Consider the following 25,482-nt stretch of genomic DNA (forward strand, 5'->3'; position numbering starts at 1 on the left):
GCTCACCCGCCTTCCGGCGCCGCGTGGGCGTCGAGGAACTCGGCGGGCAGCATGGACAGTTGGCTGCGCGGCAGGGTGAGCAGCACCTGCCAGGCGCGCTCCAGTGTCTGCTCCAGCGTGCGCCGTTCGTCGCGGCGCTGGTGGACGAAGCCGTGCGCGAACGCCTCGTCGAAGGCCAGGTAGCGGCGGTCGGTGGGGCTCAGCGCCGCCTGCCCGACCAGATCGGCCAGCTCCCGGACCTGGCGGGCCCGGGCCAGTGCGGCGAGCAGCTGGGCGGCGACATCGAGGTGGTCGTCGCGGGTGCGGCCGGGGCCGGCGCCCTTGCGCATGAGCCGGGACAGCGAGGACAGGGCGTCGACCGGCGGGTAGACGCCCTTGGCGTGCATCTCGCGGGAGAGCACGACCTGTCCTTCGGTGATGTACCCGGTGAGGTCGGGGACGGGGTGGGTGATGTCACCGGCCGGCATGGTGAGCAGCGGCAGCACGGTCACCGACCCCGGCAGCCCGCGGATGCGTCCGCAGCGCTCGTAGAGGGACGCGAGGTCGCTGTAGAGGTAGCCGGGGTAGGCGCGGCGGGCCGGGATCTCGCCGCGGGCCGCGGAGACCTCGCGCAGCGCCTCGGCGTAACTGGTCATGTCGGTCATCACCACCAGCACATGCCGGCCGCCGGTGAACGCCAGCTCCTCGGCGATCGTCAGCGCGATGCGCGGGGTGAGGATGCGTTCGATCACCGGGTCGGCGGCGGTGTTGAGCAGCAGCACCAGTTCGCCCGCCGCGGAGCGCTCCTCCAGCGCGTCGCGCACGAAACCGGCGTCCGCGTGGGTGACTCCCATGGCGGCGAACACCACGCTGAACGGCTCTCCCCCGGCCGTCGACTGGGCCGCGATCTGCGCGGCCAGCTCCAGGTGCGGCAGGCCCGCCGCGGAGAACACCGGCAGCTTCTGACCGCGTACGAGGGTCGTCAGGGCGTCCACCGCGCTGACCCCGGTGAGCACCGGTTCGGCCGGCGGCTCGCGGCGCACGGGGTTGACGGGGTTGCCGCCGACCGCCGAGGTGGTGGAGCCGAAGACGGGCGGGCCTCCGTCGAGCGGTTCGCCGCGGCCGTTGCAGACCCGGCCGAGCCAGCCGGGGCCCACCGGGATCCGCAGCGGCGTGCCGGTGAAGGCGGCCCGGATGCGCGCCGGATCGATCTCGGCGGTGTCCTGAAGCACCTGTACGACGGCGGTGCCGCGGTCGACGTCGAGGACGAGTCCGTGCCGTTGCTCGCCGGAGTCGAGGGTGAACAGCACGAACTCGTCCCAGCCGACGCCCTCGACCTTGTCGACGACGACGAGGGGGCCGTGCAGTTCACGGATGGAGGTGTACTCGACGAGGCCCCAGCCCCGCGTGTCCTGCGTGTCCCGCGTGTCCGTCATGTCAGCTCCCCCAGTCGGTCGAGCATGCTCCGGCCGAGTGCCCGTACGGTGTCCGCGTCGTGCGGTCCCGCTTCCTCGCGGGCGCGCAGTACGGGGGTGAAGTCGGCGTCCTCGATGTGGGCCGCGGGCACTCCGGCGTCGGCCAGTTCGCGGCAGCGGTCGACCACGCCGAGGACCGCCTCGGCCAGTGCGGCCGTCTTCTCCGCTCCGCTGTAGGCGTCCCGCCGCGACAGGGCGCTCTGCTGGAGGACCCCTTCGCGGACGAGCCGGCCGCCCAGGACGCTGACGCGCTCCTGCGCGGGCAGCGCGGTGATGCCGACGAGGTCGACGAGGTCGGCGAGCCGGTCGGCCTCGGCGAGCAGACCGGCGACCCGGGCACGCCGGGCCGGCCAGTCCGGGTCGTCGGTGGCGGCGCGGCGGGCGCCGAGGGCCTCGGCGTCGCGGGAGAAGGACTCCGCCCAGGAGACGGCCGGGTAGTGGCGGGCGTAGGCGAGTTCGCGGTCCAGGGTCCACAGGCAGCGCACGAAGCGCTGGGTGTGCGCGGTGACCGGTTCGGCCATGTCGCCGCCGGGCGGGGACACCGCGCCGATGACGGTCACCGAGCCGCTGCGGCCGCCGAGGGTGGTGACCGCGCCGGCCCGCTCGTAGAACGCGGCGATCGCCGAGGCGAGACCGGCCGGGTAGCCCTCCTCGGCGGGCAGGGCGCCGGTGCGGGAGGCGAACTCGCGCAGCGCCTCCGCCCAGCGGGAGGTGGAGTCGGCGATGACGACCACGTCCAGGCCCATGTCCCGGAAGTACTCGGCGACCGTCACGCCCGTGTGGATGCTGGCCTCGCGGGCCATCATCGGCATGTTGGACGTGTTGGCGACGATCACGGTCCGGTCGGCGAGCCGGCCGCCGGTGCGCGGGTCGGTGAGGGCGCCGAACTCGTCGATGACGTCGGCCATCTCGTTGCCGCGTTCGCCGCAGCCGACGTAGACGATGACGTCGGCGTCGCACCACTTGGCGATCTGCTGCAGCAGTACGGTCTTGCCGGTGCCGAAGCCGCCGGGGACGGCGACGGTGCCGCCGAGGGCCACCGGGAAGAGCAGGTCGATGGCGCGCTGCCCGGTGCCCAGGGCGCGGGGGGAGTCGAGGCGTTCGCGGACAGGTCGGGGGGTGCGGACGGGCCAGGGAGTGGTCATGCGTACGGCCGTGCCCGCGACGGATGCGACGACGGCGTCAGCGGGGTGGCGGCCGGCGTCGGCGACGTGGTCCACGGCGCCGGACCGGCCGGGCGGCACCAGCACCTCGAGCGGCACGGGTCCGGGGCCGTGGATCTCTCCGAGTACGTCGCCCTGCGCGACGAGGTCGCCCGCCGAGGCCCGTGGCACGAACTCCCACTGGCGTGCCGGGCCGCTCCCGCGGCCGGCGGCGCCGGGTTCCAGCCAGGCGCCGGCCGTCGCGAGGGGGCGCAGCAGGCCGTCGAAGACCCCGCCCAGCAGGCCCGGGCCGAGCGGCGCGGACAGGGGGCGGCCGAGCGGGCGGGCCCGCGCGCCGGGGGCCAGGCCGCCCGTGTACTCGTACGCCTGGACGGTGACGACCCCGTCCCGGATGGCGACGACCTCACCGGGCAGTTCCGCCTCGCCCAGCGCGACCAGGTCGTTCATCGCGGTGCCGGTGACGTACTCGGCCTCCACGAGGGGGCCGGCGACGCGCAGGATGCGGCCGTCCGCCGACGACACGTCCGTCATGGTGCCCACAGCTCCTCCGCCTCCCCGTCGATGCGGTCCAGCGCCCGCAGGGCGAGCGCGGTCAGGTCGCACTCGAGCCTGCGGTCCGCCGTACGTCCCCTGACTCCCCCGCGCGGGGCCTCGGTGACCTCGGCCTCCGGGCCGAGCGCGGCGCGTACGTGCGCGGCCATCCGGGCGCGCAGAGCCGGGTAGGAGTCCGCGTGGCGCAGTTCCTCCACGCCGGCCACCACCCGTCGGCGCAGTTCCTCCCAGCACTCCCGGCGGGCGGCGAGTTCGCGGGCGCGGGCGGTGCGGCGGGCCCGGGACCGGACGGCGTCGCGGGCCGCGGCCGCGTCGGCCTCGCCCATGCCGCGGGCCTCGTCCAGAATCGCGGCGGCCTGCCCGTCGGCCTCGGCGAGCACGGCCCGGACGTCGGCATCGGCCGCGGCCGACAGAGCGTCGGCCTCGGCTCGCGCGGCGCGCAGCAACTGCGCCCGCACCGGTTCCAGCGCGACGTCGGCCGAGCCCAAAGGCGGGTTCCTCATACCGGCACCACCACCCCGAACGGCATCTGACCACCGAGGGCATCGGCATCGCCCCGGGCGGCACGCGGCGACCGCGCGGCCCTCATGGCGGCATCACCGCCACCAGCGGCTCCTGGCCCTCGATGGCCTCGGGGTCGAGGGCGTCGGCGGCGGCAGGGGTGAGGAGGACCAGGTCGACGTCCGGCGGCAGGTCCCGCCAGGCGGCGCGCGCGGCGGCCGGACCCTCGGCGGGGCTCAGCAGGACGCCCGCGGACGCCAGTCCGAGGATGCGCAGGGGTTCGCCCATCGCCGCGATGTGTCCCATGGTCAGGTCTTCCCGAGCAGGATGACGGCCACGACCAGGCCGTAGATGGCGATGCCCTCGGCGAGGCCGACGATGACCATGGCCCGGCCGAAGAGTTCGGGGCGTTCGCTCATCGCCGCCAGAGCGGCGGCGCCGGTGTAGGCGACGGCGATCGCCGCGCCGATCGAGGCGCCGGCGACCGCGATGGCGGCGCCGATGAACGCCGCGGAGCCGGAGCCGGAGCTCTGCGCGGCGGCAGTGGCCGTCTGGGCCTGCGCCGCACCGCCGCTCAGCGCGACGACCAGCAGTGCCAGCGCCCCGGCGAACAGGGCGGCGTCCACCACGAGGATGGCCCGCAGGGCCCCTCGGCCGCGGTGGCGCAGGAGTCGGCGGGTGACGGCGAAGGCCCCGACGAGAACGGGAAGCGCGATCAGCCAGGCGATCATGTTGTCACCTCCGTTTCGTGTCGTACGGGTGCGTGGGTGGGCTCTGTGGGCACGTGCCAGGGCATGAACGGCCGGCCCTCGGCGTCGAAGACCCGGGAGAACAGTTCGTAGAACTCAAGGCGCAGCGCCTGGATCCCGGCGACCAGCGCCTCCAGCGCGAAGGCGAGGGCGTTGCCCAGGAGGAAGACGAGGAGCGCAGCGGCCACCGCGAGGGGGCCGCGGCCGGCCAGGGCCGTGGTGGCCTGCCAGACGATGCCGCCGAGCGCGGCGTGGGTCAGTCCGAAGGCCGCGAGCCGTGCGAAGGAGACGGTGTTCGAACCGATGCGGACCACGACGTCGAAGAGCTGGACGCCCGTCTGCAGGACGCCGGAGGCACCGCCCCCGGACTCCGCGATCAGGCCGACGCCGACCAGCACCAGTCCGGTGACGGCGAGCGCCGCTCCGCTCCAGGTGAGGGCCGGGGTGTGCAGCAGCACTCCCCCGGCGGCGAGCGCGAGGCCGAGGAACACCGCCGCACCGGCGATGCCGGAGGCCGCGTACAGGGCGCGGCCGGGCCCGTTCTCCCGCCAGCGGTTGACGATGCCCGCCGCGTAGGCCAGGGCGAGCAGGATCGCGCCGAACCCGACGGCGCTCGCCAGGAGCCGCAGGGGCTCGTCCAGCGGGTCGAGCCACAGCACGGGCAGCACGCCGGTGGGGCCGAAGAACTCGCCGTAGGCGAGGCCGGCCAGGGTGCTGGTGAGCCCCGCTCCGGCGACGAAGGGCCACAGCGGTCGCAGCGGGGCGAGCCGGCGCGGGCGGCCGAGCCGCAGCAGCAGGGCGCCGAGGAGGAGCAGGGCGCCGTGGCCGGCGTCGCCGAACATCATCCCGAACATGACGACGTAGGCGACTCCGGCGGGGACCGTGGGGTCGATGTCGGTGTAGGGGACGGTGCCGTATGTGCGCACCAGGGGGCCGAAGGAACGCCGGACGGGGCTCGTGGTGAGCAGGGTGGGCGGGTCGATGCCGCGGGGTTTCCGCAGGGGTACGAGGGCGCCGCCGGCGTCGGCCAGGTCGGCGCCGAGCCGGGGCACGTCCGTCACGGGGCACCAGCCGGCCAGCGCGGCCGCGGGCCCGCGCGATACCGCGGCCGCCCGGTGCGCCTCGAGCTGGGCCTCGCCGGCCAGCAGGTCGGTACGGCCCGCCGCCTGCAGTTCCGGCATGTCGGGAGGGGTGAGGGACAGCAGTGGCGGGGCGGCTTCGGTGCGCAGCGCCCGCAGGGCCCGCGCGGCCGGCGCGGTGCCGCGGGGCGCGTCGTCGGGGTGGTCCAGTTCCAGGCAGCCGGCGTCGGCGACGCGCACCAGGACGTCCCGCAGGGCGCCGCGGGGGGCGACGACGGCCACCCGCTGCATGCGGACCGGTGCCGCGCGGGCCGGGGAGTCACTCCAGGAGGTCATCGAACGCCTCCCCGGCCCGGCCCTCGTGCGCGGCGGCCAGCAGGGCGGCGCGCAGCCGCCAGGCGTCGGCGGACAGCACGGCGACGGCGCCCACGACGGGGGTCACGCCGAAGTCCGCCTTGTGCAGCATCTCCAGGCCGTCCCGTTCGACGGCGGCCCACCAGCGGGCCTCGGCGCGCCACAGGTCGGCGGGCCGCCCGGTGTCCTTCAGCGCCCAGCGCGCCGCCGAGGGCAGGCGGGCGCGGAAGTCGTCGTAGGAGACGGCCCGTACGGCGGACCGGCCGAGGATGCGCTCGGCGTGTCCGGCGGCCCGTCCGGTCGGCGGACGGTCCAGGACGTAGGACTCGCGGGCCAGCATCAGCGCGGTGTCCCCCGCCGCCCAGCGGGCCGCCTGCGGCAGGTCGGCCACGATGCCGACGGCGGCGGACAGCCGCATCCCGGTCAGTACGGCCGTCGCGGACTCGCCGCCGGGGTCCCCCCAGGGCGAGGCGGTCAGCACGGCCCGCACCCCGCGCGCGTCGGCCGTCCGCGCCAGTCGGGGCCAGGCGGTGGCGAGCGCGCCCAGGCGGTACGGGGCCGGGCACGGCTCCCCGGCCAGGGCGCGCAGATGGTCGCGGGTGTTGGCGATCTCGAAGCCGGCGGCGAGCCGGCGCAGGGCGGCGACACCCGCCAGGGGCTGCCATCCGGCGAGCACGCGCAGCTGCCACAGGAGGGCGGCGGAGACCGCGCGGCACGCCGCGGCGGGCTCGGCCTCGGCCTCCGTCTCGCGGACCTTGCGGTAGCGGGTGTTCGCCAGGGCGCGCAGGGCCTCGGTCAGGCCGGCGGAGGCGGCCAGCTCCCGAGCTGCGTCGGGGCCGAGACGTCCGACGGCCATGGACCTGGCCCGTGTCACCCCCGCGACCCAGCCGGCGCCCATCACGGCCTCCTACTCCGGTCCGCCCCGCTCGGCGGACAGGCCCAGGTCGGCGGCCACCCGCGCCACGATCCGCGCGGCGAGGGCGGGGGTCCGGGCGCGTGCCCGTGCCCGCAGCGCCTCCGTCTCGCGCCGCGACACGGCGTCCGCCCGCTCGGCCTCGGCGGTGGCCTCCCGCCGTATGCGGGCCGCGGTCTCGTTCCTGACGTCCAGGGCCCGTGCCCGCGCGGCCCGCACGATTTCCTCGGCCTGTCGCCGCGCGGCCCGGCGCCGCTGGTCGGCCTCGTGGGCCGCCTCGGCGCGGATGCGGTCGGCGTCGGCCGCCGTGTCGTCCAGCCAGGTCAGCGGGGGCTGCAGTTCGGTCGTGAGTTCGTCCGACCGGTCGGCGGGGACACCGCCCGGCGCGGCCGGACCGGGCGAGCCGGCCGGCCTGAGTCGTATGCGGAACTCGCGGAACCCGGGCATGAGAACCTCCGGACCCGGCGCGGGTGCCCGCCGTGGCCCACTCTCACGCTACGAAGGCGGCCGGAGGTCTTCCAGGGCTGTTCGCCCCGTAGAAGGGACCGGTCGGCCCTGGAAGCGGCCACCGTGTCGGCGAGACGGTAGGACCAGGAGGGGTGTGGTCTCCACGCACGCTGGGAGGTAGCCATGAGCGACCGAGAGGCACGAGAACACGCCGCCGCGTCGGTGGAAGCCCAGCATGCGGTACCGGCCTTCGCGCCGTCGCCGGCGGAGGACGTCCATCAGGACATGATGGTGCGCTACCTGCAGGCCATGGCGTCCCATTCGGCGTCCGCGCCGGAGGCACCGGTCGCCGCAGGCCCGCACCCCGCCGAGGCCCACCACGTCCACCACAAGACACGGACGAGCGCGGAACTGCGGGTGCGTGACGTCATGCGGCGGTCGGTGGCGGGCGTCTCCCGCGACGCGCCGTTCCTCGACGTCGCCCGGATGCTGGCACGCCGGCAGACGGGGGCGGTGCCCGTCGTGGACGAGGCCCAGCGGGTGATCGGCGTGATCGCGGAGTCCGACCTGCTCGCCCGCGCGGCGTCCATCACCGCGGGCGACCACCCCGGCGCGTTCGCCCGAATGCTGCGCCGGCATCCGCGGGACGCGGGCGCGGGGGTGACGGCGGGCATGCTGATGTCGGCGCCCGCGCTCACCGTCCACTCGTGGACCCCCGTGATCGAGGCGGCGCGCATCGCCTCGCGTTCCCGGATCAGGCAGCTGTTCGTCACCGATCACAAGGGACACCTGGTGGGCGTCGTCAGCCGCAGCGAGCTGCTGCACGCCCTGGTACGGGACGACGCGGCCATCCGCTACGAGGTCCTGCACCGCGTCGTCCGGGGCGAGTTGGGCATCGACCCGGCGCAGGTGGACGTCGAGGTCCACGACGGGACGGTGACGCTCAGTGGTTCGCTGGACGCCGGACGGATCCCGAAGCTGGTCGCCGAGGTGGAACGCATCGCCGACGTCGTCGCCGTGGTGGACCACCTGATCCCCGACTGAGCACGCGCCGGCCGCCGGCCTTGCCCCGGCGCCTGGTCACTCCCCCGTGGAGCGGATCACGGCGACGGGGCAGTGCGCGTGGTGCAGCAGGGCCTGGCCGACCGAGCCCAGCAGCAGCCCGGTGAAGCCGCCGTGGGCGTGCGCGCCGGTCACCACGAGCTGTGCCCCTGCGCTCGCATCGACGAGCGTGCCGCCCACCCGGCCCCGGACCAGGCGCCGCTCGACGGCGACGTCCGGGTACCTCTGGCGAAGCCCCGACAGTGCCTCGGCCAGTACCCGCTGCTCCTCGTCGCGCAGCCGGTCCTCGTCGTACGTCATGAAGGGCGGGTCGGCCGGGCCGTCGTACACCCGTTCGGTGGCGGTGTTCCACACGTGCTGCGCCACCAGGTCGGCGCCGCGCGACTGGGCTTCGGCGAAGGCGAACTCGACGGCCGGGCGGGCGGCCGGGGAGCCGTCGACGGCGAGGAGCACGGGCCCGGACGCGTCCGGGCGGCCGCGCACCACCAGCAGGGGGCGGCGGGCATGGGCGGCGAGGTGGGCGGCGGTGGAGCCGAGCAGCAGGCTGCCGAGCCTGCTCAGCCCACGGTTGCCGACCACGAGGAGCGAGGCGTGACGGGAGACGATCTCCAGGACCATGACCGGCTCGCCGAGCACGCTGTCGGTGACGGTCCGCACATGCGGTGCGATCCTGCGGGCCCGCTGTTCGGCCTCGGTGAGCATGCCGTCCACCCGCTCGCGTACGCCCGCGGCGTCCGGGTTCCAGGCGGAGCGGCCCCGCCGCAGCGGAAGCGGCGGCCATCCGACGGCGTGCACCAGGCGCAGCCCGACACCCCGCCAGGCGGCCTCGCGTGCCGCCGTCTCCACGGCGGCCAGGCTCGACGCCGAACCGTCCACTCCCACGACGACGGGGCCGCTCATCACGCACCTCCCCTCGCGGCCGCCGCTCCCGGTCTCGACGCGGGTGATGACGGCGGCAGCTCGGGGCGGCGAAGGTGTCACGGCCGGCAAGCGCGGGCGGACACACCCACCGCTCCGGTCACCAGCCTGCCCCGACAGGCCGTGCTCCCCCAGGGCCGGACGGGTCCCAACAGCGCACCGTCCGGCCCTCCCACCGCCGTCGGGCCCGGGGCGACGCTGGAAGAAACGGACCGAGGGGGACCTGGACGCGGTGCCGCGGCACGGCCGTCGTACCGCCGGGAGGTGCGCCATGACCGGACCCGTCGTCGTCGGAGTCGACGGCTCCCCCGCCGGCACGACCGCCGCGTGGTGGGCCGCCCGGGAAGGCATGACCAGGCGGCTGCCGGTGCTCCTGGTCCACTCGTGGACCACCCAGCCGTTGAACGTGCCGGTCGCGCAGGAGGCCTTGAGCAAACAGCACTACGGGCAGGGCCTGCTGCTGCGGATCGAGGCCGAACTGCTGCACCGCTACGGCGAGCTGAGCCTCACGACCGAGCTGGTGGAGGTCTCCGCGTCGCAGGCCCTGCTGGAACACAGTGAGCGGGCCGCCCTGCTCGTGCTCGGCTCCCGCGGACACGGTTCGGCCGCGAGCTTCCTCCTCGGCTCCCACAGCCTGCACATCTTGGGCCTGTCGCGGTGTCCCGCCGTCATCGTCAGGGCCGGCGATCCGGCCGTCGGGACCGGCTGGGGGCATCCGGGCACGGAGCGGGGCGACGTCGTGGTCGGCGTCGAGCCGGGGCCGGGCGCCGACGCCCTGCTGGAGTTCGCCTTCACCACCGCCGAGGCGCACGGCTGCGGCGTCCACGCGGTACGGGCCCTCCCTCACCAGTACACGGTCGCGACCGGTCGGCAGGCGGAGCAGGGCGCGGTGGACCGCGCGCGGCTCACGGCCTCTCTGGCACCGTGGCGCGAGAAGTTCCCCGGCGTTCCCCTCGTCGACGAGGTGACGGCGGGGCCTGCGGCCCAGGTGCTGCTGTCCGCCGCCACGCGGGGCCGGCTCACCGTGGTGGGGCGCCGCCGGCACTCGTCCCACCTCACCTGGAAGCTCGGACCCGTCGCGCACGCCGTGCTGCACCACGCGCCGTGCCCGGTCGCCGTGGTCCCGCACGACTGACACTCTCCGCGGGTCAACCGCCCGGGACGATCTCCAGGACCTGCTCAACGGGCCGCCGCGGGCTCGCGACCCCCGCGGGGCCGTAACCGAGGCGCAGCACCATCTGGACGAAGCCCATGCCCGAGACGGGGTCGCGGGCCAGCTCGCGCAGGTCCTGACGTTCCAGGCTGTGCGAGGTGAGCGAGGTGGCCAGCCCGTGGAGGGTGGCCAGCAGCAGGACCCGTTCCATCGCCTCTCCGGCGCGCAGCCAGTCGGCGGGGTGGTCGTGGGTGGTGCCGAGCAGGGCCAGGTTCGGGACGGTCTCGAAGACGGCCGCGGGACGGCCGGGCAGGGGCCGGCGGCCGGCGAAGTCCCGCACCGGGGCGCGGCCTCCCCGTTTGCTCGGCCCGAAGGCGTAGTCCGGGACCCCGTCCACGGCGGCGTCGGTCTCCTGCGGACCGACACGGGTCCAGGCGCGCATCTCCGCCATGTACGCGGCGTCGAAGTCGTCGCGTCCCTCGGCGTCGCGGACGTCGTCCAGCAGCGACTCGATGTGCCATCTGTCGGGGAACACCAGCCGCGTCCCCTCCTGTTCGGCCGCGTGCCGCAGGGTTTCCTGCACGGCGGCCGGGACCGGCCGGTCCTCGAACGGGTGGCGGCTGGTGTGGCGCCGGCTGATCACCGCGAAGAGCCGGGCCAGTTCGCGGTCGGGGTGGTCGGTGTCGGTGACGCGCACGGTGGCGAGCAGCTGCCGGTCCGTGGGATCGGGCAGCAGCCGGACGTGCGCGTCCCGGCCGCCGTCGGCCGCGGCGACGCGCAGGTTGAACAGGGCGGCGCCGCACCCCAGGTGCAGACCCCGCAGGTCGGGGTCGAACCGCGGCATCGTCCGCTCGAGGTCGGCCCGCAGTTCGAGCGTGTCGCCGCCGGCGACGTGCCGGAACCGCCAGGGCTGGGCGTTGTGCAGGGACGGGGCGGCCGTGGCCGCGGCCACCAGGGCCGTGACCGTCGTGGTGTCCAGTGGTCGCGCGAGCCCGGGGTGCGTCCTTCCGGGCTCGGAGCCGTGGTTCCCCTTCATGGCGGCCCCTTCCTCTCGCTCGGACCGCTCTATTGGAAAAGCCTCGCCCCGGCCGGCCGGCCGGGGGTAGGGGCCATCGGGTCTCGGCGGTGGCCCATCAGGCCCACCGCCGTTCCCGCCCGTCAGTCGACCAGCAGCAGGTGGCCGGACTCGCCGGGCCGCAGGCTCACCGACCGGTCGGGCAGCCGTACCTCGATCGGCAACGCCTCGGACTCGGGTACGGCGATCTCCAGCCGGCCGCGGCTCAGGCGCAGCCGTACGTCCCAGTGGCCCTGGTAGCGCAGGACGAAGCCGTACGACGACAGCTCCGGCAGCGGCACCGGATCGAGCCACAGGGCGCCGGCGCGGGTCTCCAGGCCGGTCAGCCCGCGCTGCACGAAGTCGAGGGTGCCGGCCATCGCGCCGAGGTGGATGCCCTCCCCGGTGGTGCCGCCCTGCAGGTCGGCGACGTCGCCCTGCAGGGCCTCCTGGCAGAACTTCCAGGCCTCGGCACGCCGGGCGCGGGCCAGCAACCAGCCGTGGACCAGGCCGCTGAGCGTGGAGCCGTGACTGGTGCGGGTCAGGTAGTGGTCGACGGTGCGCGACCAGGTCCCGTCGTCGACGGCCACCCCCAGCCTGCGGAACAGGCCGGCGAGTTCGGCCGGGGAGAACAGGTAGCCGAGCATGAGGACGTCGGCCTGCTTGGACGCCTGGTAGCGGTTGACGGTGTCGCCCTCGGCCTCCAGGATCCGGTCCAGCCGGCGGATGTCTCCGTACTTCCTGCGGTAGCCGTCCCAGTCGAGTTCTTCGAGGTCGCCGTAGCCCTCGAACTGGCTGATGACGCCCGCGTGCACGGGCACGTGCAGAGTGCGGGAGACGTCTTCCCACTGTTCGAGTTCGCCGCCGTCCAGGCCGGTGCGCTCGACGAGTTCGCGGCGGCGTGACTCGGGCAGGTCGTCCAGGACCTCCAGGGTGCGGGCCAGCACCCAGGCGGCGGTGACGTTGGTGTAGGTGTTGTCGTCGAGGCCGGGCAGTTCGGCGCCGGGGTAGGCGTCGTGGTACTCGTCGGGGCCGACGACGCCCTTGATGCGGTGCCGGCCCAGGTCCTCGTCGTAGACGGCGGCGTCCCCCCAGAACCGGGCGATCTGCAGGAGCATCTCGGCGCCCTTGGTCTGCAGGAACTCGGCGTCGCCGCTGGCCTGGCAGTACTGCCACACGTTGTACGCGATCGCGGAGCCGACGTGGTGCTGGAGGCGGGAGTGGTCGGGCAGCCAGCGGCCGGAGTTGGGGTTGAGGTGCAGCCGCTGGGTCTCCTCGCGGCCGTCGCTGCCGCTCTGCCAGGGATACATGGCGCCTCTGCGGCCGGCCTCCCGGGCGGCCGTGCAGGCCTGTTCGAGGCGGCGGTGGCGGTAGCGCAGCAGGGCGCGGGAGACCTCGGGGAAGTGCAGGTTGAGGTAGGGCAGGACGAACAGTTCGTCCCAGAAGACGTGGCCGCGGTAGGCCTCGCCGTGCAGGCCCCGGGCGGGCACGCCGACGTCGAGGTCGGCGGTGTGCGGGGAGAGGGTCTGCAGGACGTGGAAGAGGTGCAGGCGCAGGATTCGGCCCGGTTCGCCGGGGACTTCGAGGTCGGCCCGCCGCCACAGTTGGTCCCAGGCCGTGATGTGGTCGTCCAGCAGGGTGTCGAAGCCGGGCACCCGGCCGACCCGGTCGACGGCGGCGTACAGCGGGTCGCTGATCGCGGGGTCGCGGGAGGTGTGCAGGGCGATCGTCTTGTCGACGGTGACGGGGCGGCCGTCGGTCAGGCGCAGGACGGTGTGCTGGGCGGCGCGGGGCCCGTCGTGCCGGACGGTGACGGGCGTGTCGGCGCTGAGCCGGGCGGCCATGCCGACGCGGATGTCGGAGGTGCGGGTGCGGCAGCGCAGCCACACGGTGCCGTCGGCGGCGCCGGTGTGCACATGGGTGAGGTGGCGGCCGTCGAGGTCGCGGTAGCGCGGCACGCCGGCGTTGGTGACGGTGCCGTCGAGGGCGGCCTCCACTTCGAGCGTGCCGTCGAAGCCCTCGGCGGTGAACTCGGTGCGCAGCGCGGCCACATGGGGGTCGCCCATGTGCACCAGCCGCTCCTGGCGCACCACGAGCGCCCGGCCCTCGCCGAGCCCGTACCGGGTGCGGCGTTCCAGCAGTCCCGACGTCAGGTGCAGCGTCTGGCGGTGGTCGAGCACGGTCGCCGTGTCCGGGGTGAGCCACGGGCCGCCGGGCAGGCGGAAACGCAGCGGCAGCCAGTTCGGCAGGTTGACCATGTCCTCGTTCTCGACGCTGCGGCCGGCCACCTCGGAGGTGAGCCGGTTGTAGCAGCCGGCGACGTAGGTGCCCGGGTAGTGCACCTCGTCCGCGGCGCACTCGGGCAGGGCGCCGCGGGTCGCGAAGTAGCCGTTGCCCAGCGCGCACAGCGACTCGCGCAGCCGCTCGTCCTCGGGGGCGTACCCCTCGTACTCCCAGACCTGGTCCGTCACGTCGCCGGCCCTCCCGTCGTCCCCGTCGGCACCGTGGCCGGTCACATCTGCTGCGGTACGACGGCCACCGGGCACTCCGCGTGGTGCAGCAGCGCGTGTCCCACCCGGCCGAGCTGGAGCCCGAAGTGTCCGTGGCGGCGCCGCGCCCCGATGACGACGAGATCGGCGGCGGCCGACCGGTTCAGCAGCACCTGCCGGGCCGGGCCCTCCACCGTGAACCGGCGTACCCGGACGGCCGGGTGGTCGGCGGCGGCGTCGTGCAGCACGGCGTCCAGCAGGGCCGCCGCCCGCTGTTCGTGATAGCGGGCCTGGTCCGTGCCCGCGCCGAAGTCCGTCGCGCTCTCGCGTTCCGGGCAGCGCCAGGCGCGTACGGCGTCCAGGCCGCACCGGCGTGCCTCGGCCTCCCGGACGGCGAACCGCGCGGCCTCACCGCTGGTGGCCGGGTCGCCCGCGCCGAGCAGGATCCGCTCATGGGTGCCCTCCAGGCCCGCCTTGTCGCCGCGGACGACGATGACGGGGCAGTGGGCGCGGGCGGCCACGGTCAGGCCGACCGACCCGAGCAGCAGTCCCGCCAGTTCGCTACGGCCACGGCAGCCCGTGATGAGGGCGAAGGCGTTGTGACCCTCGCGCAGGAGCGCGTCCGCGGCGTCCTCGGGCACCACCTCGCCGGACACCGGCACCCCCGGTGCGGCACGGCGGGCCCGCTCCACGGCGGATCCGACGATGTCGTCCGCCATCGCCTGCCCCGACGGGCGGTTCCGGCCGCCGGACGGCACGGCGCCCTCGTAGCGCTCCCACAGGGAGGCGTACACCAGGCGCAGCGGCCGGTGGTGCCGGGCCGCCTCGTCGGCCGCCCAGTCGACCGCCGCCAGGCTGGACTCCGAACCGTCGACACCCACGACCAGGGGCAGCTCCATCGTTCCCACCGCCTTTCGTCGGCCGCGGAGCCCGCGGCAGCGCAGGTCTCCGAGTTCACCGTGGCACCCCTACGCGCCCGGCGCGATGGGTGGTTCGGCCCCGGACCGGGACGTTCGGCCCCCGGTGGTGGCACGGCAGAGGGCCTGCGGGACTGGTGAGCGCCTCTGCGTCCAGGGATTCCCGCAGGTGAGGGGCCATTCGGGCCTGCCGCCTGCCCGTTCAGCCCTTGGAATGCGGCCGCGCCGGTGGAGACGCTGGAGATGAGCCGCAGGGGGGAGGCCGCCGGCCGTCCCGGTCAGGCTCGTCGGTACCGGTCTCCGCCCGTGTGCGGAGAACCGAAGGAGGGCAGCCATGTATCTTCCGCTCCTGCTGGTGGCCGCGGCCGTCGTGGGCACCTGCATGGTGTTCGGTTACAGCCAGGCCGTGGTCGGGCTCGCCCTGATGGCGGTCGGCATTCTCGGTCTCATCATGTTCCTGTCCACGCGGGGCATGGTGAAGCGTCCCGGCGAGAGCGGGACGGTCATCGAGGAGCGCCACTACATGGGCACCGGTGAGCGCGACGACCGGCGCCACCACCACCTGTGATTCCGGTGCGGCCCGCCCGGTCCGTAAGGGACCGTTCGGCACCTGTGCACGGCCGCCCGGCCCACGCCCCGGCCTTCCGGGCCGGGGCACGGTGACCCCAGAGTCCTATCGGGAGGCAGCTCGGGAGGCAGCCATGGCCGAGAACACCGCCGGCCGTCCCGTCGTGGTCGGCGTGGACGGCTCCGAGGCGTCGGTGGCCGCGCTGCGCTGGGCCGGGGAGCAGGCGCGGGCGCTGGGCACCGGGGTCCTCGCCGTGCACGCGTGGGAGCCGGCCGCCGGCCTGGCCCCCTACGCCCCGGCGTCCGGCCGGCCGACGCGGGCCGAGCAGCGCGAGGCGGCCGCCGGGCTGCTCGCCTCGGCCGTGCGCAGGGTGTTCGGGGGCCGGGTCGGCACCGGCGTACGCGCGGTGCTGGTCGAGGGGCCGCCCGCGCGGGTGCTGCTGCGGCAGGCGCGTGGCGCCGCGCTGCTGGCGCTGGGGCGCGGCGATCACGGTCGGTGGGACGGGCCGGCGCTGGGCGCGGTGGGCCGTGAGTGTCTGCGGTACGCCCCGGTACCGGTGGTGACGGTGCCCGCGCCCGACCGGGGCGCGGCTCGCCTGCGGAGTGTGGGAGAGGCGTTCACGCCCAGCGGCGCCGCCTGAGGGCGCACGTCTGTCGCGACCGTCCTTCGCGTGCCGTCGTTCACGGCCGGGCGGGCCGCCGCGGTGTGGAAACGGCGCGGATCCACGGCGGCGCATCGCGGTGGCGTACGGCGGCTGACGCCGCCTCGCCGGTCAGCCGCGGACGGGCATACGGGGGTGCCGGGGCGTCGGCCGGTACGCGGCCTGGGCCGGCGGTGTCGGCGGCCGGTGCCCGCCGCGGTTCGTCAGCCGCACCACGAGCGTGTCGAACAGCGCGGCGAGGACGAAGGTCACGGCCATCGCGGCGACCAGCAGCACGGCGAACCGCTCCCAGAATTCCGGTGTCAGGGTCGTACCCACTGTCCTCCCTCCTCTCGGGTAGGCGTTGTGTTCCTTCCCTTACAGCCAACTCCCTTGCGCTGCCCGGCACATGAGTCCTAGGTCCCGACGGGGGGCCTGGAGCGGCCCTTGCGCCGGGCCCGCGCGGCCGCTGCCGTATGAGCCGGTCGGCCCCCGGCCCGGGGGTGCGCGGTGGCCCACGGCGTGGGGAAGGTCGCCTCATGGGCGTGCGGCGCGCGGCGGACGAGGCTGGGGGGATACGCGGCGCCGGAATTCCGGCGGACCGCGGACCACGACCCGGGAGGCGACGGTCATGAGGCGGATACAGCAGACCAGGCGCCCCGGGACACCGCGCCGGCCGGAGCCCGAGGATCCGCGCACCCCCTCCGGGCGGCCCATGCCCTACTGAGCGGCGGTCGGTCCTCAGCGGACCAGCACCCGCTCGCCGGAGCGCGGTACCACGGCGGTCCAGCCCAGGGTGTGGTCGATGCGCTCGCGCAGGGCCTCGGCGGCCTCCTGCTCGCCGTGGACCAGGTAGGTGACGTGCGGGGCGGGGGCGTCGCGCAGCCAGTCGACGATCTGCGCCGCGTCGGCGTGGGCCGAGAAGTGCGGCACGTCGGCGATCTGGGCCCGTACGGGGACGTACTCGCCGAACATCTTGATCGCCGTGGCGCCGTCGACGAGGTCGCGGGCCCGGGTGCCCTGGGCCGCGAAGCCGACCACCACGACGGCGTTGCGCGGATCGGGCAGCAGCCGCCGCAGATGGTGCAGGACGCGTCCGCCGGTGGCCATGCCGGACGCCGAGACGATGACGGCCGGCCCGCCGGCGCGGCCGAGTTCGAGGGACTCCTGGAGGGAGCGCACGGTCCGGAACGGTTCTGGGCTCAGCACGGCGGTGCCGGCGGCGGTGACGTCGGGCCGCAGGTCGGGGGCGCGGGTGAGCAGGGCGTCCCGGTAGACGTCCAGGGCGGCCAGCGCCATGGGGCTGTCGACGTACACCGGTACGGCGGCCGGGAGGCGGCCCTCCCGGCGCAGTTGGGCCAGCTCGTGCAGGACGACCTCGGTGCGGTCGAGGGCGAAGGCCGGGATGACGACGGTGCCGCCGCGGGCCAGGGTGCGGGTGAGCACGTCGGCGAAGTTGGTCCGGGCCTCCCGCTCGTCGTGGCGCCGGTTGCCGTAGGTCGACTCCATGAGCAGGACGTCCGCTCCGGAGAAGGGTTCGGCGGGGCTCAGCAGCGGATGGCCGGGACGGCCCATGTCGCCGCTGACGGCGAGGGTGCGGCCGTCCTCCAGGGTGAGGCGGGCCCAGGCCGAGCCCAGGATGTGGCCGGCGGGGTGCAGGGTGAGCCGGGTGCCCGCGGCGATGTCGACGGGCGCGTGGTAGGGGACGGCCTCCACGAGCTTCATGGTGCGGTCCACGTCGGAGTCGTCGTACAGGGGCTGTGCCACCCGGTGCTTGGACCAGCCGTGTTCGTTGGCGTGCTGGGCCGTCTCCAGTTGCAGCTTGGCGCTGTCGCGCAGCACGATCTCCATCAGCCGGGCGGTGAACTCCGTGGTCACGATGCGGCCGCGGAAGCCGTGGCGCACCAGGCGGGGCAGGTATCCGCAGTGGTCGAGGTGGGCGTGGGTGACCACGACGGCCTCGATGTCGGCGCCGTCGCAGGGCAGTTCGCGCCAGTTGCGCCTGCGCAGGTCGGCGATGCCCTGGAAGAGGCCGCAGTCGACGAGGACGCGGGCGTGGTCGCTCTCCACCAGGAACTTGCTTCCGGTGACCGTCCCCACGCCGCCGAGGAAGGTCAGCAGTGCGGGCCGGCTCCGTCGCTCGGGCCGGTCGTCGGGGTGTGCTGGCACGGTGGTCATGGCCACGGTCTCCTTCGCGGATGAGGCCCATCGGCCCTGGCGCACGCATGGCGGGCGTGGTGTGCTGGATGTGACGGGAAGGACCCGGCGAAGACGCGGAGCAGCGGACCCGAGCCGCGCACCGCGCAATCAGGATCCGCGAGAAGCGGATGGGTCCTTCCCGCCCCCGTCGTGCCGGGGCGTTGAGGGTGTCGTTCTGCACGCGGGCCGCCTCGGACGACGGTCCGCTCCCCTGCGCAAGGTCGCCGGCCTCCCCGGTGGACGCCGCCGTCCGGCCGGACGGACCCGATGACGACAGCGGGTTCGGCGAGCACGACGACCCCGGCACGGGTGCAGGCGGCCATGCGTCCTCTCCCTCCGCTGGTTCCCCTACCAGCGTGCGGGGCCGCGCAGGCGGCGGCTTGGGCCGAAGGGGTCCGGGGTCGGGACCGATGTGCCCCTGCCGGACCCCCGGGACGGGGGGTCGAATGGAGGGAAGGCGGAATCCCGCGTCGGAAGGAGCGGCGGTGTCGCCGCCGCAGTGCGCGCATGAGGAGGTGGCCCATGCGTTACCGGGATCGCAGGGAGGCGGGTCGACGGCTGGCCCTGCGTCTGGATTATCTGCGCGGACAGGACGTGGTGGTCCTGGGGCTGCCGCGCGGCGGTGTGCCGGTGGCCCACGAGGTGGCCCGCGAGCTCGGCGCGCCCCTCGACGTGCTGGTGGTGCGCAAGCTGGGCGTGCCCTGGCAGCCGGAGCTGGGCTTCGGCGCGATCGGCGAGGGCGGAGTACGGGTCCTCAACGACGACGTGATACGCGAGGCCGGTCTGGAGCGCGACGACCTGGCCGCCGTCGAGCAGGCCGAACGGGCCGAACTGGACCGGCGGGTACGCCTTTACCGCGGCGGGCGCGCACCCGTGCCGGTGGCGGGGCGCACCGTCGTGATCGTGGACGACGGGCTGGCCACCGGCGCCACCGCCGAGGCCGCCTGCCGGCTGGTCAGTGGCCGGCACGCCGCCCGGATCGTCCTCGCGGTGCCGGTCGCGCCTCCGGCCACGCTCGCGCGGCTGCGGGGAGCTGTCGATCGGTCGGTCGTCCTGCACCAGCCGCGGCCCTTCGGCTCGGTCGGTGTCTGGTACCACGACTTCACGCAGGTCACGGACGCCGAGGTGACGGACCTGCTCGCCCTGTCCGGGTCCGGCGGTTTCGCGGACCGGCCCGGGGACGGCGAGATCCAGGTTCCCGCCGGCCGGGTCAGGCTCCCGGCGCGTCTGTCGGTGCCCGGGGCGGCCCCGGCGGTCGTGGCGTTCGCGCACGGCAGCGGAAGCAGCCGGCACAGCCCCCGCAACCGCTACGTCGCCGACACCCTCAACCGGGCCGGCCTGGGCACGCTCCTGCTCGATCTGCTCAGCGCGGAAGAGGAGGAGAACCGGCACAACGTCTTCGACATCCGCATGCTCGCCCAGCGTCTGCACGCCGCCGCCCTGTGGCTGCGGCGCGAAACCGGCCTGTACGTGGCCTACTTCGGGGCCAGCACGGGCGCCGCGGCCGCTCTGGAGGCCGCCGCCGCTCCCGACGCCGACGTGGTCTCGATCGTCTCGCGCGGCGGCCGCCCCGATCTGGCGACGCCCGCCGCCCTGGCGCACGTGCACGCGCCGACGCTGCTCGTGGTGGGCTCCGCGGACACCCGGGTACTCGGCCTGAACCGGCTCGCCGCGGACTGGATGCGCTGCGAGCACCGGATCGCCGTCGTGCCCGGCGCCACGCATCTCTTCCCCGAACCGGGCGCCCTGACCATGGTCGCCGAACTGGCCTGCGACTGGTTCACGGGCCACCTCGCGCGTCCGTCCGCCGGAGCCTCGTCGGGCCGGCCGGTGTGAGGCCGGAGGTCAGCCGACCGGTGTCGGCCCGACCGGGCGGGCTCGCGGCGGAGCCCGCCCGGGATCTCCTCGCGGAGCGGCGGACGTTCGTCACTGCGCGTACCGCAGCTGCTCGTCGACCGGCTCCTGGGACGGCCGTTCGCGGGTGAAGACGTCCTGCCCGACGGCCGTGGCCTCCCAGGTGTTGCCCGGGTTCGCGGACGCGGTGAGCAGCCACGTGGCGCGGATCCGTTCCCTGCCGTCCTTGTGGTACTGACCGTTCCAGCTGGTCACCGAGCCGGCGTCGGACTGCCCGTTGTGCCAGGCGACCGTCCAGCCCAGGGTGGTTCCGTGGTCCGGCAGGGCGGCGCTGTCGTAACGGCCGACCAGCGGGTAGGTGCCCGGGGCGTGGCCGTTGGCCGAGACGTAGGTGCCCCTGAGGCCGCCCGTCGGGTCGGCCGTGATCCTCATGTGCGAGCCGTTCTCGCTGTACCAGTCTCCGCCGATGCCCATGACTCGCTCCTCCCTTCGTGTACCCGTGCCCGAAGTGCGGGGGCACCCCGGACGCCGAAGTGCGCGGCCGGCGGATCACCGGTCGCGCACGGGGTGCGGCTCGGCGCCGTGACAAGCGCTCAGACGTGCCGCACGGGGATGGTCCGGGTGTCCGTCTTCTTCTCGGGCACCGGGACCGTGATGGTCAGCACCCCGTCCTTGTACTCGGCGGTCGCCTCGTCGCCCTGTGCCCCCGCGGGCAGCCGCAGGGAGCGGGTGAAGGTGCCGTAGCGGAACTCGGTGTGGTGCTTGTCGGTCGTCTCCTCGGTGCGCGTGGCGCGCAGCGTCAGAATGTCTTCCGCGACGGTGATCTCGACGTCCTTCGACGGGTCGACGCCCGGAAGCTCGGCCCGCAGCACGTACGTCCCGTCCTTCAGCTGCTCCTCGATGCGAATGCCGTGCGTCCCGGGAGCGGTGTGCGTCGCCGGGAATCCGCCCTCGACCCAGCCGAACAGGTCGGGGAGCGCGGGCCAACCCGGGAACCGCTCGATCATGCCGCTCATCTCGCCCTCCTCCTCGTCTCCTGCTTCCAGCGTGGCGCCTTGGACGGGCGCCCGCGTGGGCCGTCCGGCCTCGCGCGGGACCCGGTGGGCCCTGTCAGCCGAGCATCCGCTTGCGCCACTGGGGACCGACCTGCCGCCACTCGGCCGCCCACTCCTCGTAGCAGCGGCGGTCCAGGCGGCCGCACACCAGCCGGCCGCCGAGCAGGACGAGGGCGCCTGCGGCGAGTCCGGTGGGCACGGCCAGCAGGAGGGCCTGGGCGCGCGCCACGGTGGGGCCGGCGGGTTCGACGACCGGGGTGCCCTCGCGGTCGAGCCACACGGTGACGCGGCTGCCCGCGGTCCCGCCGGGTTCGGCCTTGGCCAGGTCGGTGTGCACGGTGCCGTCGCTCACGGTCCAGCGCACCTTGGCCCACACGGTGCCGTCGGAGCCGTAGGGGCTGACGACCGCGGTCTTGGGCGCGTCCTGGAGGAGGACGGCGGACACGGAGTGCACCGAGGCCCGTCGTGCGGCGAGGTCGTGCGCCGCCCAGGTGCCGGCGGCGAGTCCCGCGAACAGGCCGCCCAGCAGGGCGAGAAGCCAGGCGGCCAGGAGGACCCAGCCCTCCACGCGGTCGCTGCGGCGCAGGAGCGTGTTGTGCCGCCACCGCCAGAACCGCAGTCTGGCCGGCCGGGTACGGCGTTGCTGCCTCATCGTCGACGCCCCTTTTCGCGTCTGCCGAGAACGGTTCCTCGTTCCCCTGAGGGAAACGCCTCATGTACGGGCGTCGCAGGTCAGGGGCCGACCGGGGTCGTCACGAGGACATCCGGACCTCTTCCGGGCCCGTCGGGTCCCCGTCGGCCTTGTCTTCGGGCAGGTCGGGCAGGTCCGCGTCGAGGTCGACCCGGCGCGGCGGGCCGGCCAGTCGGCAGTCGACGTCGACCACGCCCTCCACCGCCCGCGCCAGACGGACGGCGACGGGCACGAAGGCGGTGTCCGCGACCCGGCCGGTGATCCGTACGACACCGTCTCGCACCCGGACCGTGATCGGTTCGAGGGGGGCGGGGAAGAGCGGGGCCATCACCTCGCGGCGCACCTCCTGCTCGATGTCGGCGTCCTCGCGCAGGAACACCTCCAGCAGGTCGGAGCGGCTGACGATGCCCCGTAGCACGCCGGCCTCGTCGACGACCGGCAGTCGCTTGACCCCGTACTGGGCCATGACGCGGGCCGCCTGTGCGAGTGTGGCGTCGGCCCGGACGGTGAGCGCGGGGGCGGTCATCAGCTCGCCCGCCGTGCGCGCGCCCGCCTTGGCCAGGTCGCCGCCGCGGTGCATCCGGGTGTACCGGTCGGGGGTCCGGTCGCGGAACTCCTCCTTCGGCAGCAGGTCCGCCTCGGAGACGACACCGACGACGCGCCGGTCCTCGTCGAGCACGGGCAGGGCGCTGACCTGCCACTGACGGATCGCCCTGACGATGTCCTTGAACGGCGCGGCGCTCGCAAGGGCCACGACGGTGCGGGTCATCACATCGCTCACGGTGTGCGGAGTGCCGTACATGATGTCCTCCGGCCGGCCCGGGCGCACGCTCGCGCCCCTCGGGAACGAACCCCTTGCCTTCAGATTCGGCCTCCGGACGGCCGATGGCATGGGCCGAACGGCACAAGCACCCGGCCCCGACGGGCACTTCTGCCGCCCGACGGCCACACGCCGGGCCGACAACGGACAGGAGTGAACAGTGTACGCACAGTAAGCGACATCGCGGTGTGGCGCGGGCGTCGAGGAGGTGTGATGGCCGGATCGTCCCCGGCGGTGGAGGTGAGGCGGAGGTGACCGACTTCGTCGAGACGGAGCTGCAGCCCAGTGTCGGGGTGCGCGAGGGTTGCCGGTGTGCGGCGGCGGTCCGGGAGGGGGCTCCCGGAGGCGCGGAAGAAAGGTTCCGGGGGCTGCTGGAGGCGGCGCCGGACGCCATGGTCATCGTCGACGACACGGGCGTCATCAAGCTCGTCAACGCCCAGACCGAGGCCCTGTTCGGCTACGGACGCGAGGAACTCCTCGGGCATCCGGTGGAATTGCTCATGCCGTATCGGTTCCGGAGCCAGCACACCCTGCACCGCGGCGGTTACGCCGACAACCGCCAGGTGCGTCCCATGGGAGCGGGGCTCGATCTGCACGGGCTGCGCAAGGACGGCACCGAGTTCCCCGTGGAGATCAGCCTCAGCCCGCTGGAGACCTCGGACGGGCTGCTGGTTTCCGCGGCGGTCCGGGACGTCAGCGACCGCAAGGCCGCCGAGGCCCGCATCAACGAACTCGCCGCGCTCGTGGAGTCCTCGCAGGACGCGATCCTCGCCAAGACCCTCGACGGCTACATCACCTACTGGAACGCGGCCGCGCAGGACCTCTACGGCTACACGGCCGAGGAGGTCATCGGCCGGCACGTCTCCCTCCTGGCCCCCGAGGCCCTGCGCGACGAGGTCAGCATCCTGCTGGGGCGGCTGCGGGACGGCGAGAAGGTCGAGCACTTCGAGGCACTGCGGGTCACCAGGTCCGGGGGCCTGCTGGACGTCGACGTCACACTGTGGCCGACCCGGGACACCGCCGGCACCGTGGTCGGGGCGTGCGCCATCGTGCGGGACATCAGCGACCGCAAGAAGGCGGAGGCCGAGCTCACCGCGCTGTACGAGCAGCAGCGTCACATCGCCCTCACCCTGCAGCGCAGTCTGATGGGCGCCCCGCCCTCGCTGCCCGGACTGGCCACCGCCAGCCGCTACCGCCCGGCCACCCAGGGCGCCGGGGTGGGCGGGGACTGGTTCGACCTGATCCCGCTGGGCGCCGACCGGGTCGGGGTGCTCATAGGTGATGTGATGGGCCGCGGTCTGGAGGCCGCCGCCGTCATGGGCCAGCTGCGCTCGGCGGCGCACGCCCTCGCCAAGACCGGCATGCAGCCCAGACAGCTGATGCAGGCCCTGGACACCTGCGTGGGCGACCTGGACGTCCCGGACCAGCTCGTCACCTGCTGCTACCTGGTCATCGCGCCGGACACCGGGACGGTGACGGTGTGCTCCGCCGGCCATCTGCCGATCCTCATCGCGGGCGTCGACAAGGGTGTGGGGAGCCTGTCCTCCCCCGTGAACGCGCCGCTCGGCGTGGGCGGCGTCCTGTACGAACAGTCCTGTACGGCGATCCCGCCGGGCGCGACCCTCGTGCTCTACACCGACGGGCTGATCGAGACGCCGGGCAGCGACATCGAGGAGCGGGTGGGCGAACTCTCCCTCGTGCTGGAGGAGTTCTTCGTCGGTACGCCGTGTCTGGAGGCCGCGGCCGACCATGTGCTGGCGAGTCTCCTCCCCGACCCGGAGAGCCACAACGACGATGTGACGCTGCTGCTGGCGCAGTTGCCGGCCGCGCCGCTGGCGGCCCTCGGCATCGAGCTGCCGGCCGTGCCGTCCTCCGTGCCGGAGGGGCGGGCGTTCCTGCAGAAGGCGCTCACCTCGTGGAACTGCACGCCGAGCGCCCTGGACGCCCTTCTGCTGCTGTCGGAGACCCTGACGAACGCCGTGCAGCACGCGGAGGGCCCCATCGGCCTGCATCTGCACCGCACCGCCACGGACCTGACCGTCGAGGTCAGCGACCACAGCCCGCATCTCCCCCAGCCGCGTCTGGCGGCGGAGGACGAGGAATCCGGACGAGGCCTGCTGCTGGTGCGGGCCCTCGCCGACACCTGGGGGGTACGGCCCACCGACGAGGGCAAGACGACATGGTTCACGCTCAAGCTGTGAGCGGCTCGGACGGGCCAAGGTCGGCTCAGGCCGTGCGCGGCTCCGTGGGGGCCGCGCCCTCGGGCCGTACGACGTCCACGGGGATGACCCGGGCGCGCGCGTAGGCCACCAGGTGGGCGGTGGCGTCACCGCCGTCCGAGAGGGAGCCGTCCCACACCGCGAGGACGGTGCCGCCGCGGCGGACGAGCCGTTCGTCGGCACCGACGCGGGCGCCGCGGTCGGTGGGGTCGAACTCCGCCAGACGTACCTCCTCGGCCAGGAGGAGCAGTTCGCGCGCTTCCCACCCGGTCCTTGCCGGGCAGCGTCGCGGGTACCGAATGCTGGGCGGGCAGGAGCATTCACGAGCCGCCTGCCGGACGCGCGCACCGCCCCCGAAGACAACCGGTAGCCCGACCCCGGCACACACCAGACCGGCGCCGCCGCCCACGGCCGCCGCTCCTGGAGCGGCGGGGGACGGGGCTGTGGCCGACGGCGACGGACCCGGCTGCGCTGATGCCGCGCCGAGTCCCGGGTTTCGGCGGGCTCGCCCGGCTTCCCCCCACCGGAAGCCGGGCGGGCCGCCCGGGGTCGCCGTTCGTGCTCCGGCGACCCGGTCCGGGAGAACGGTTCCGGGACCGGCGGCGGCGCGCCGGCCGGGGCGCGCGGTCCT

25 protein-coding genes are annotated in these 25,482 nt (G+C 74.8%); 6 read left to right on the forward strand and 19 right to left on the reverse strand.

Annotation, left to right across the window (positions count from 1 at the left end):
* Positions 1-2 precede the first annotated feature (2 nt).
* The 8 genes from FBY22_RS23880 to FBY22_RS23915 all read right to left on the reverse strand — a co-directional run bounded on the left by FBY22_RS23880 (position 3) and on the right by FBY22_RS23915 (position 7,212).
* Complete coding sequence (locus FBY22_RS23880) at positions 3-1,415, reverse strand: V-type ATP synthase subunit B (protein WP_142149163.1); 1,413 nt, start codon at positions 1,413-1,415, stop codon at positions 3-5.
* Positions 1,412-3,148, reverse strand: coding sequence for a V-type ATP synthase subunit A (locus tag FBY22_RS23885; RefSeq protein ID WP_142149165.1), 1,737 nt, complete (start codon positions 3,146-3,148; stop codon positions 1,412-1,414). The genes FBY22_RS23880 and FBY22_RS23885 overlap by 4 nt, the downstream gene beginning before the upstream one ends.
* On the reverse strand, positions 3,145-3,672 hold the full coding sequence (locus FBY22_RS23890; protein ID WP_142149167.1) for a V-type ATP synthase subunit E family protein: 528 nt from the start codon (positions 3,670-3,672) through the stop codon (positions 3,145-3,147). Before FBY22_RS23890 ends, FBY22_RS23885 begins: the two co-directional genes overlap by 4 nt.
* An 82-nt stretch (positions 3,673-3,754) precedes the next feature.
* Positions 3,755-3,976, reverse strand: coding sequence for a hypothetical protein (locus FBY22_RS23895; RefSeq protein WP_174267251.1), 222 nt, complete (start codon positions 3,974-3,976; stop codon positions 3,755-3,757).
* Positions 3,977-3,978: 2 nt separating this feature from the next.
* Positions 3,979-4,401: an ATP synthase subunit C gene (locus FBY22_RS23900; protein ID WP_142149171.1), complete on the reverse strand. Its 423-nt coding sequence runs from the start codon at positions 4,399-4,401 to the stop codon at positions 3,979-3,981.
* Entirely contained in the window at positions 4,398-5,834 is a 1,437-nt protein-coding gene (locus FBY22_RS23905) for a V-type ATPase 116kDa subunit family protein (protein WP_174267252.1), read from the reverse strand. The genes FBY22_RS23900 and FBY22_RS23905 overlap by 4 nt, the downstream gene beginning before the upstream one ends.
* The gene (locus FBY22_RS23910) at positions 5,818-6,750 is read right to left on the reverse strand and encodes a hypothetical protein (RefSeq protein WP_142149173.1); all 933 of its coding nucleotides are present in this window, start codon (positions 6,748-6,750) and stop codon (positions 5,818-5,820) included. The genes FBY22_RS23905 and FBY22_RS23910 overlap by 17 nt, the downstream gene beginning before the upstream one ends.
* A 9-nt stretch (positions 6,751-6,759) precedes the next feature.
* A complete protein-coding gene (locus FBY22_RS23915) occupies positions 6,760-7,212 on the reverse strand; it encodes a hypothetical protein (protein ID WP_142149175.1) in 453 nt (150 codons plus the stop codon).
* A gap of 183 nt (positions 7,213-7,395) precedes the next feature.
* Here FBY22_RS23915 and FBY22_RS23920 point away from each other — a divergent pair, with 183 nt between their 5' ends.
* A complete protein-coding gene (locus tag FBY22_RS23920; RefSeq protein ID WP_142149177.1) occupies positions 7,396-8,256 on the forward strand; it encodes a CBS domain-containing protein in 861 nt (286 codons plus the stop codon).
* A 36-nt stretch (positions 8,257-8,292) separates the two neighbouring features.
* Here the strand turns inward: FBY22_RS23920 and FBY22_RS23925 are convergent, their stop codons facing one another.
* Entirely contained in the window at positions 8,293-9,174 is an 882-nt protein-coding gene (locus FBY22_RS23925; protein ID WP_142149179.1) for a universal stress protein, read from the reverse strand.
* A gap of 289 nt (positions 9,175-9,463) precedes the next feature.
* Between FBY22_RS23925 and FBY22_RS23930 the strand changes: the two genes are divergently transcribed.
* Positions 9,464-10,327 (forward strand): universal stress protein, encoded by an 864-nt coding sequence (locus FBY22_RS23930; RefSeq protein ID WP_142149181.1) that lies wholly within the window; start codon positions 9,464-9,466, stop codon positions 10,325-10,327.
* A gap of 13 nt (positions 10,328-10,340) precedes the next feature.
* Here FBY22_RS23930 and FBY22_RS23935 read toward each other — a convergent pair whose 3' ends face one another.
* From FBY22_RS23935 to FBY22_RS23945, 3 genes are all read right to left on the reverse strand, one after another.
* On the reverse strand, positions 10,341-11,381 hold the full coding sequence (locus FBY22_RS23935; RefSeq protein ID WP_142149183.1) for an Acg family FMN-binding oxidoreductase: 1,041 nt from the start codon (positions 11,379-11,381) through the stop codon (positions 10,341-10,343).
* 122 nt (positions 11,382-11,503) lie between these two features.
* Positions 11,504-13,870, reverse strand: a complete 2,367-nt coding sequence (locus tag FBY22_RS23940) for a glycoside hydrolase family 65 protein (protein ID WP_142152482.1) — start codon at positions 13,868-13,870, stop codon at positions 11,504-11,506.
* A gap of 41 nt (positions 13,871-13,911) precedes the next feature.
* Positions 13,912-14,787 (reverse strand): universal stress protein, encoded by an 876-nt coding sequence (locus tag FBY22_RS23945; RefSeq protein WP_142149185.1) that lies wholly within the window; start codon positions 14,785-14,787, stop codon positions 13,912-13,914.
* 352 nt (positions 14,788-15,139) lie between these two features.
* Here FBY22_RS23945 and FBY22_RS23950 point away from each other — a divergent pair, with 352 nt between their 5' ends.
* Together FBY22_RS23950 and FBY22_RS23955 are read left to right on the forward strand one after the other, a co-directional pair.
* Positions 15,140-15,373, forward strand: a complete 234-nt coding sequence (locus FBY22_RS23950) for a hypothetical protein (protein ID WP_142149187.1) — start codon at positions 15,140-15,142, stop codon at positions 15,371-15,373.
* A 133-nt stretch (positions 15,374-15,506) separates the two neighbouring features.
* Complete coding sequence (locus FBY22_RS23955) at positions 15,507-16,013, forward strand: universal stress protein (protein WP_142149189.1); 507 nt, start codon at positions 15,507-15,509, stop codon at positions 16,011-16,013.
* Between the two features lie 132 nt (positions 16,014-16,145).
* On the opposite strand, the gene FBY22_RS23960 is transcribed toward FBY22_RS23955, so the two are convergent.
* Both FBY22_RS23960 and FBY22_RS23965 read right to left on the reverse strand, forming a co-directional pair.
* Complete coding sequence (locus FBY22_RS23960) at positions 16,146-16,352, reverse strand: hypothetical protein (RefSeq protein WP_142149191.1); 207 nt, start codon at positions 16,350-16,352, stop codon at positions 16,146-16,148.
* A gap of 402 nt (positions 16,353-16,754) precedes the next feature.
* Complete coding sequence (locus FBY22_RS23965; RefSeq protein WP_142149192.1) at positions 16,755-18,191, reverse strand: MBL fold metallo-hydrolase RNA specificity domain-containing protein; 1,437 nt, start codon at positions 18,189-18,191, stop codon at positions 16,755-16,757.
* Positions 18,192-18,734: 543 nt separating this feature from the next.
* Between FBY22_RS23965 and FBY22_RS23970 the strand changes: the two genes are divergently transcribed.
* Positions 18,735-20,048 (forward strand): phosphoribosyltransferase, encoded by a 1,314-nt coding sequence (locus tag FBY22_RS23970; RefSeq protein ID WP_142149194.1) that lies wholly within the window; start codon positions 18,735-18,737, stop codon positions 20,046-20,048.
* 90 nt (positions 20,049-20,138) lie between these two features.
* On the opposite strand, the gene FBY22_RS23975 is transcribed toward FBY22_RS23970, so the two are convergent.
* The 4 genes from FBY22_RS23975 to FBY22_RS23990 all read right to left on the reverse strand — a co-directional run bounded on the left by FBY22_RS23975 (position 20,139) and on the right by FBY22_RS23990 (position 22,614).
* Positions 20,139-20,540: an avidin/streptavidin family protein gene (locus tag FBY22_RS23975; protein WP_142149196.1), complete on the reverse strand. Its 402-nt coding sequence runs from the start codon at positions 20,538-20,540 to the stop codon at positions 20,139-20,141.
* Positions 20,541-20,659: 119 nt separating this feature from the next.
* Positions 20,660-21,082 carry an Hsp20/alpha crystallin family protein gene (locus tag FBY22_RS23980; protein WP_142149198.1) on the reverse strand — a complete coding sequence of 141 codons (423 nt, stop codon included), beginning with the start codon at positions 21,080-21,082 and terminating at the stop codon, positions 20,660-20,662.
* A 94-nt stretch (positions 21,083-21,176) separates the two neighbouring features.
* On the reverse strand, positions 21,177-21,773 hold the full coding sequence (locus tag FBY22_RS23985) for a hypothetical protein (protein ID WP_142149199.1): 597 nt from the start codon (positions 21,771-21,773) through the stop codon (positions 21,177-21,179).
* Between the two features lie 100 nt (positions 21,774-21,873).
* Positions 21,874-22,614, reverse strand: coding sequence for a CBS domain-containing protein (locus tag FBY22_RS23990; RefSeq protein WP_142149201.1), 741 nt, complete (start codon positions 22,612-22,614; stop codon positions 21,874-21,876).
* A gap of 269 nt (positions 22,615-22,883) precedes the next feature.
* Between FBY22_RS23990 and FBY22_RS43990 the strand changes: the two genes are divergently transcribed.
* The gene (locus FBY22_RS43990; RefSeq protein ID WP_160159930.1) at positions 22,884-24,833 is read left to right on the forward strand and encodes a PAS domain S-box protein; all 1,950 of its coding nucleotides are present in this window, start codon (positions 22,884-22,886) and stop codon (positions 24,831-24,833) included.
* Between the two features lie 25 nt (positions 24,834-24,858).
* Here the strand turns inward: FBY22_RS43990 and FBY22_RS24000 are convergent, their stop codons facing one another.
* The gene (locus FBY22_RS24000) at positions 24,859-25,260 is read right to left on the reverse strand and encodes a hypothetical protein (protein ID WP_142149203.1); all 402 of its coding nucleotides are present in this window, start codon (positions 25,258-25,260) and stop codon (positions 24,859-24,861) included.
* Between the last annotated feature and the right edge of the window lie 222 nt (positions 25,261-25,482).

Origin of the sequence: Streptomyces sp. SLBN-31 (assembly GCF_006715395.1) — a bacterium.
Lineage (GTDB): Bacteria > Actinomycetota > Actinomycetes > Streptomycetales > Streptomycetaceae > Streptomyces.

Bases quoted from the DNA above. Each gene is read 5' to 3' on its own strand.
- FBY22_RS23895 (WP_174267251.1), bottom strand. From the start codon at position 3,976: ATGGGACACATCGCGGCGATGGGCGAACCCCTGCGCATCCTCGGACTG.
- FBY22_RS23985 (WP_142149199.1), bottom strand. From the start codon at position 21,773: ATGAGGCAGCAACGCCGTACCCGGCCGGCCAGACTGCGGTTCTGGCGG.
- FBY22_RS23965 (WP_142149192.1), bottom strand. From the start codon at position 18,191: ATGACCACCGTGCCAGCACACCCCGACGACCGGCCCGAGCGACGGAGC.
- FBY22_RS23955 (WP_142149189.1), top strand. From the start codon at position 15,507: ATGGCCGAGAACACCGCCGGCCGTCCCGTCGTGGTCGGCGTGGACGGC.
- FBY22_RS23905 (WP_174267252.1), bottom strand. From the start codon at position 5,834: ATGACCTCCTGGAGTGACTCCCCGGCCCGCGCGGCACCGGTCCGCATG.
- FBY22_RS23910 (WP_142149173.1), bottom strand. From the start codon at position 6,750: ATGGGCGCCGGCTGGGTCGCGGGGGTGACACGGGCCAGGTCCATGGCC.
- FBY22_RS23930 (WP_142149181.1), top strand. From the start codon at position 9,464: ATGACCGGACCCGTCGTCGTCGGAGTCGACGGCTCCCCCGCCGGCACG.
- FBY22_RS23950 (WP_142149187.1), top strand. From the start codon at position 15,140: ATGTATCTTCCGCTCCTGCTGGTGGCCGCGGCCGTCGTGGGCACCTGC.
- FBY22_RS23975 (WP_142149196.1), bottom strand. From the start codon at position 20,540: ATGGGCATCGGCGGAGACTGGTACAGCGAGAACGGCTCGCACATGAGG.
- FBY22_RS23945 (WP_142149185.1), bottom strand. From the start codon at position 14,787: ATGGAGCTGCCCCTGGTCGTGGGTGTCGACGGTTCGGAGTCCAGCCTG.
- FBY22_RS23970 (WP_142149194.1), top strand. From the start codon at position 18,735: ATGCGTTACCGGGATCGCAGGGAGGCGGGTCGACGGCTGGCCCTGCGT.
- FBY22_RS23890 (WP_142149167.1), bottom strand. From the start codon at position 3,672: ATGAGGAACCCGCCTTTGGGCTCGGCCGACGTCGCGCTGGAACCGGTG.
- FBY22_RS23980 (WP_142149198.1), bottom strand. From the start codon at position 21,082: ATGAGCGGCATGATCGAGCGGTTCCCGGGTTGGCCCGCGCTCCCCGAC.
- FBY22_RS23990 (WP_142149201.1), bottom strand. From the start codon at position 22,614: ATGTACGGCACTCCGCACACCGTGAGCGATGTGATGACCCGCACCGTC.
- FBY22_RS23885 (WP_142149165.1), bottom strand. From the start codon at position 3,148: ATGACGGACGTGTCGTCGGCGGACGGCCGCATCCTGCGCGTCGCCGGC.
- FBY22_RS23880 (WP_142149163.1), bottom strand. From the start codon at position 1,415: ATGACGGACACGCGGGACACGCAGGACACGCGGGGCTGGGGCCTCGTC.
- FBY22_RS23935 (WP_142149183.1), bottom strand. From the start codon at position 11,381: ATGAAGGGGAACCACGGCTCCGAGCCCGGAAGGACGCACCCCGGGCTC.
- FBY22_RS23925 (WP_142149179.1), bottom strand. From the start codon at position 9,174: ATGAGCGGCCCCGTCGTCGTGGGAGTGGACGGTTCGGCGTCGAGCCTG.
- FBY22_RS23915 (WP_142149175.1), bottom strand. From the start codon at position 7,212: ATGCCCGGGTTCCGCGAGTTCCGCATACGACTCAGGCCGGCCGGCTCG.
- FBY22_RS23900 (WP_142149171.1), bottom strand. From the start codon at position 4,401: ATGATCGCCTGGCTGATCGCGCTTCCCGTTCTCGTCGGGGCCTTCGCC.
- FBY22_RS23920 (WP_142149177.1), top strand. From the start codon at position 7,396: ATGAGCGACCGAGAGGCACGAGAACACGCCGCCGCGTCGGTGGAAGCC.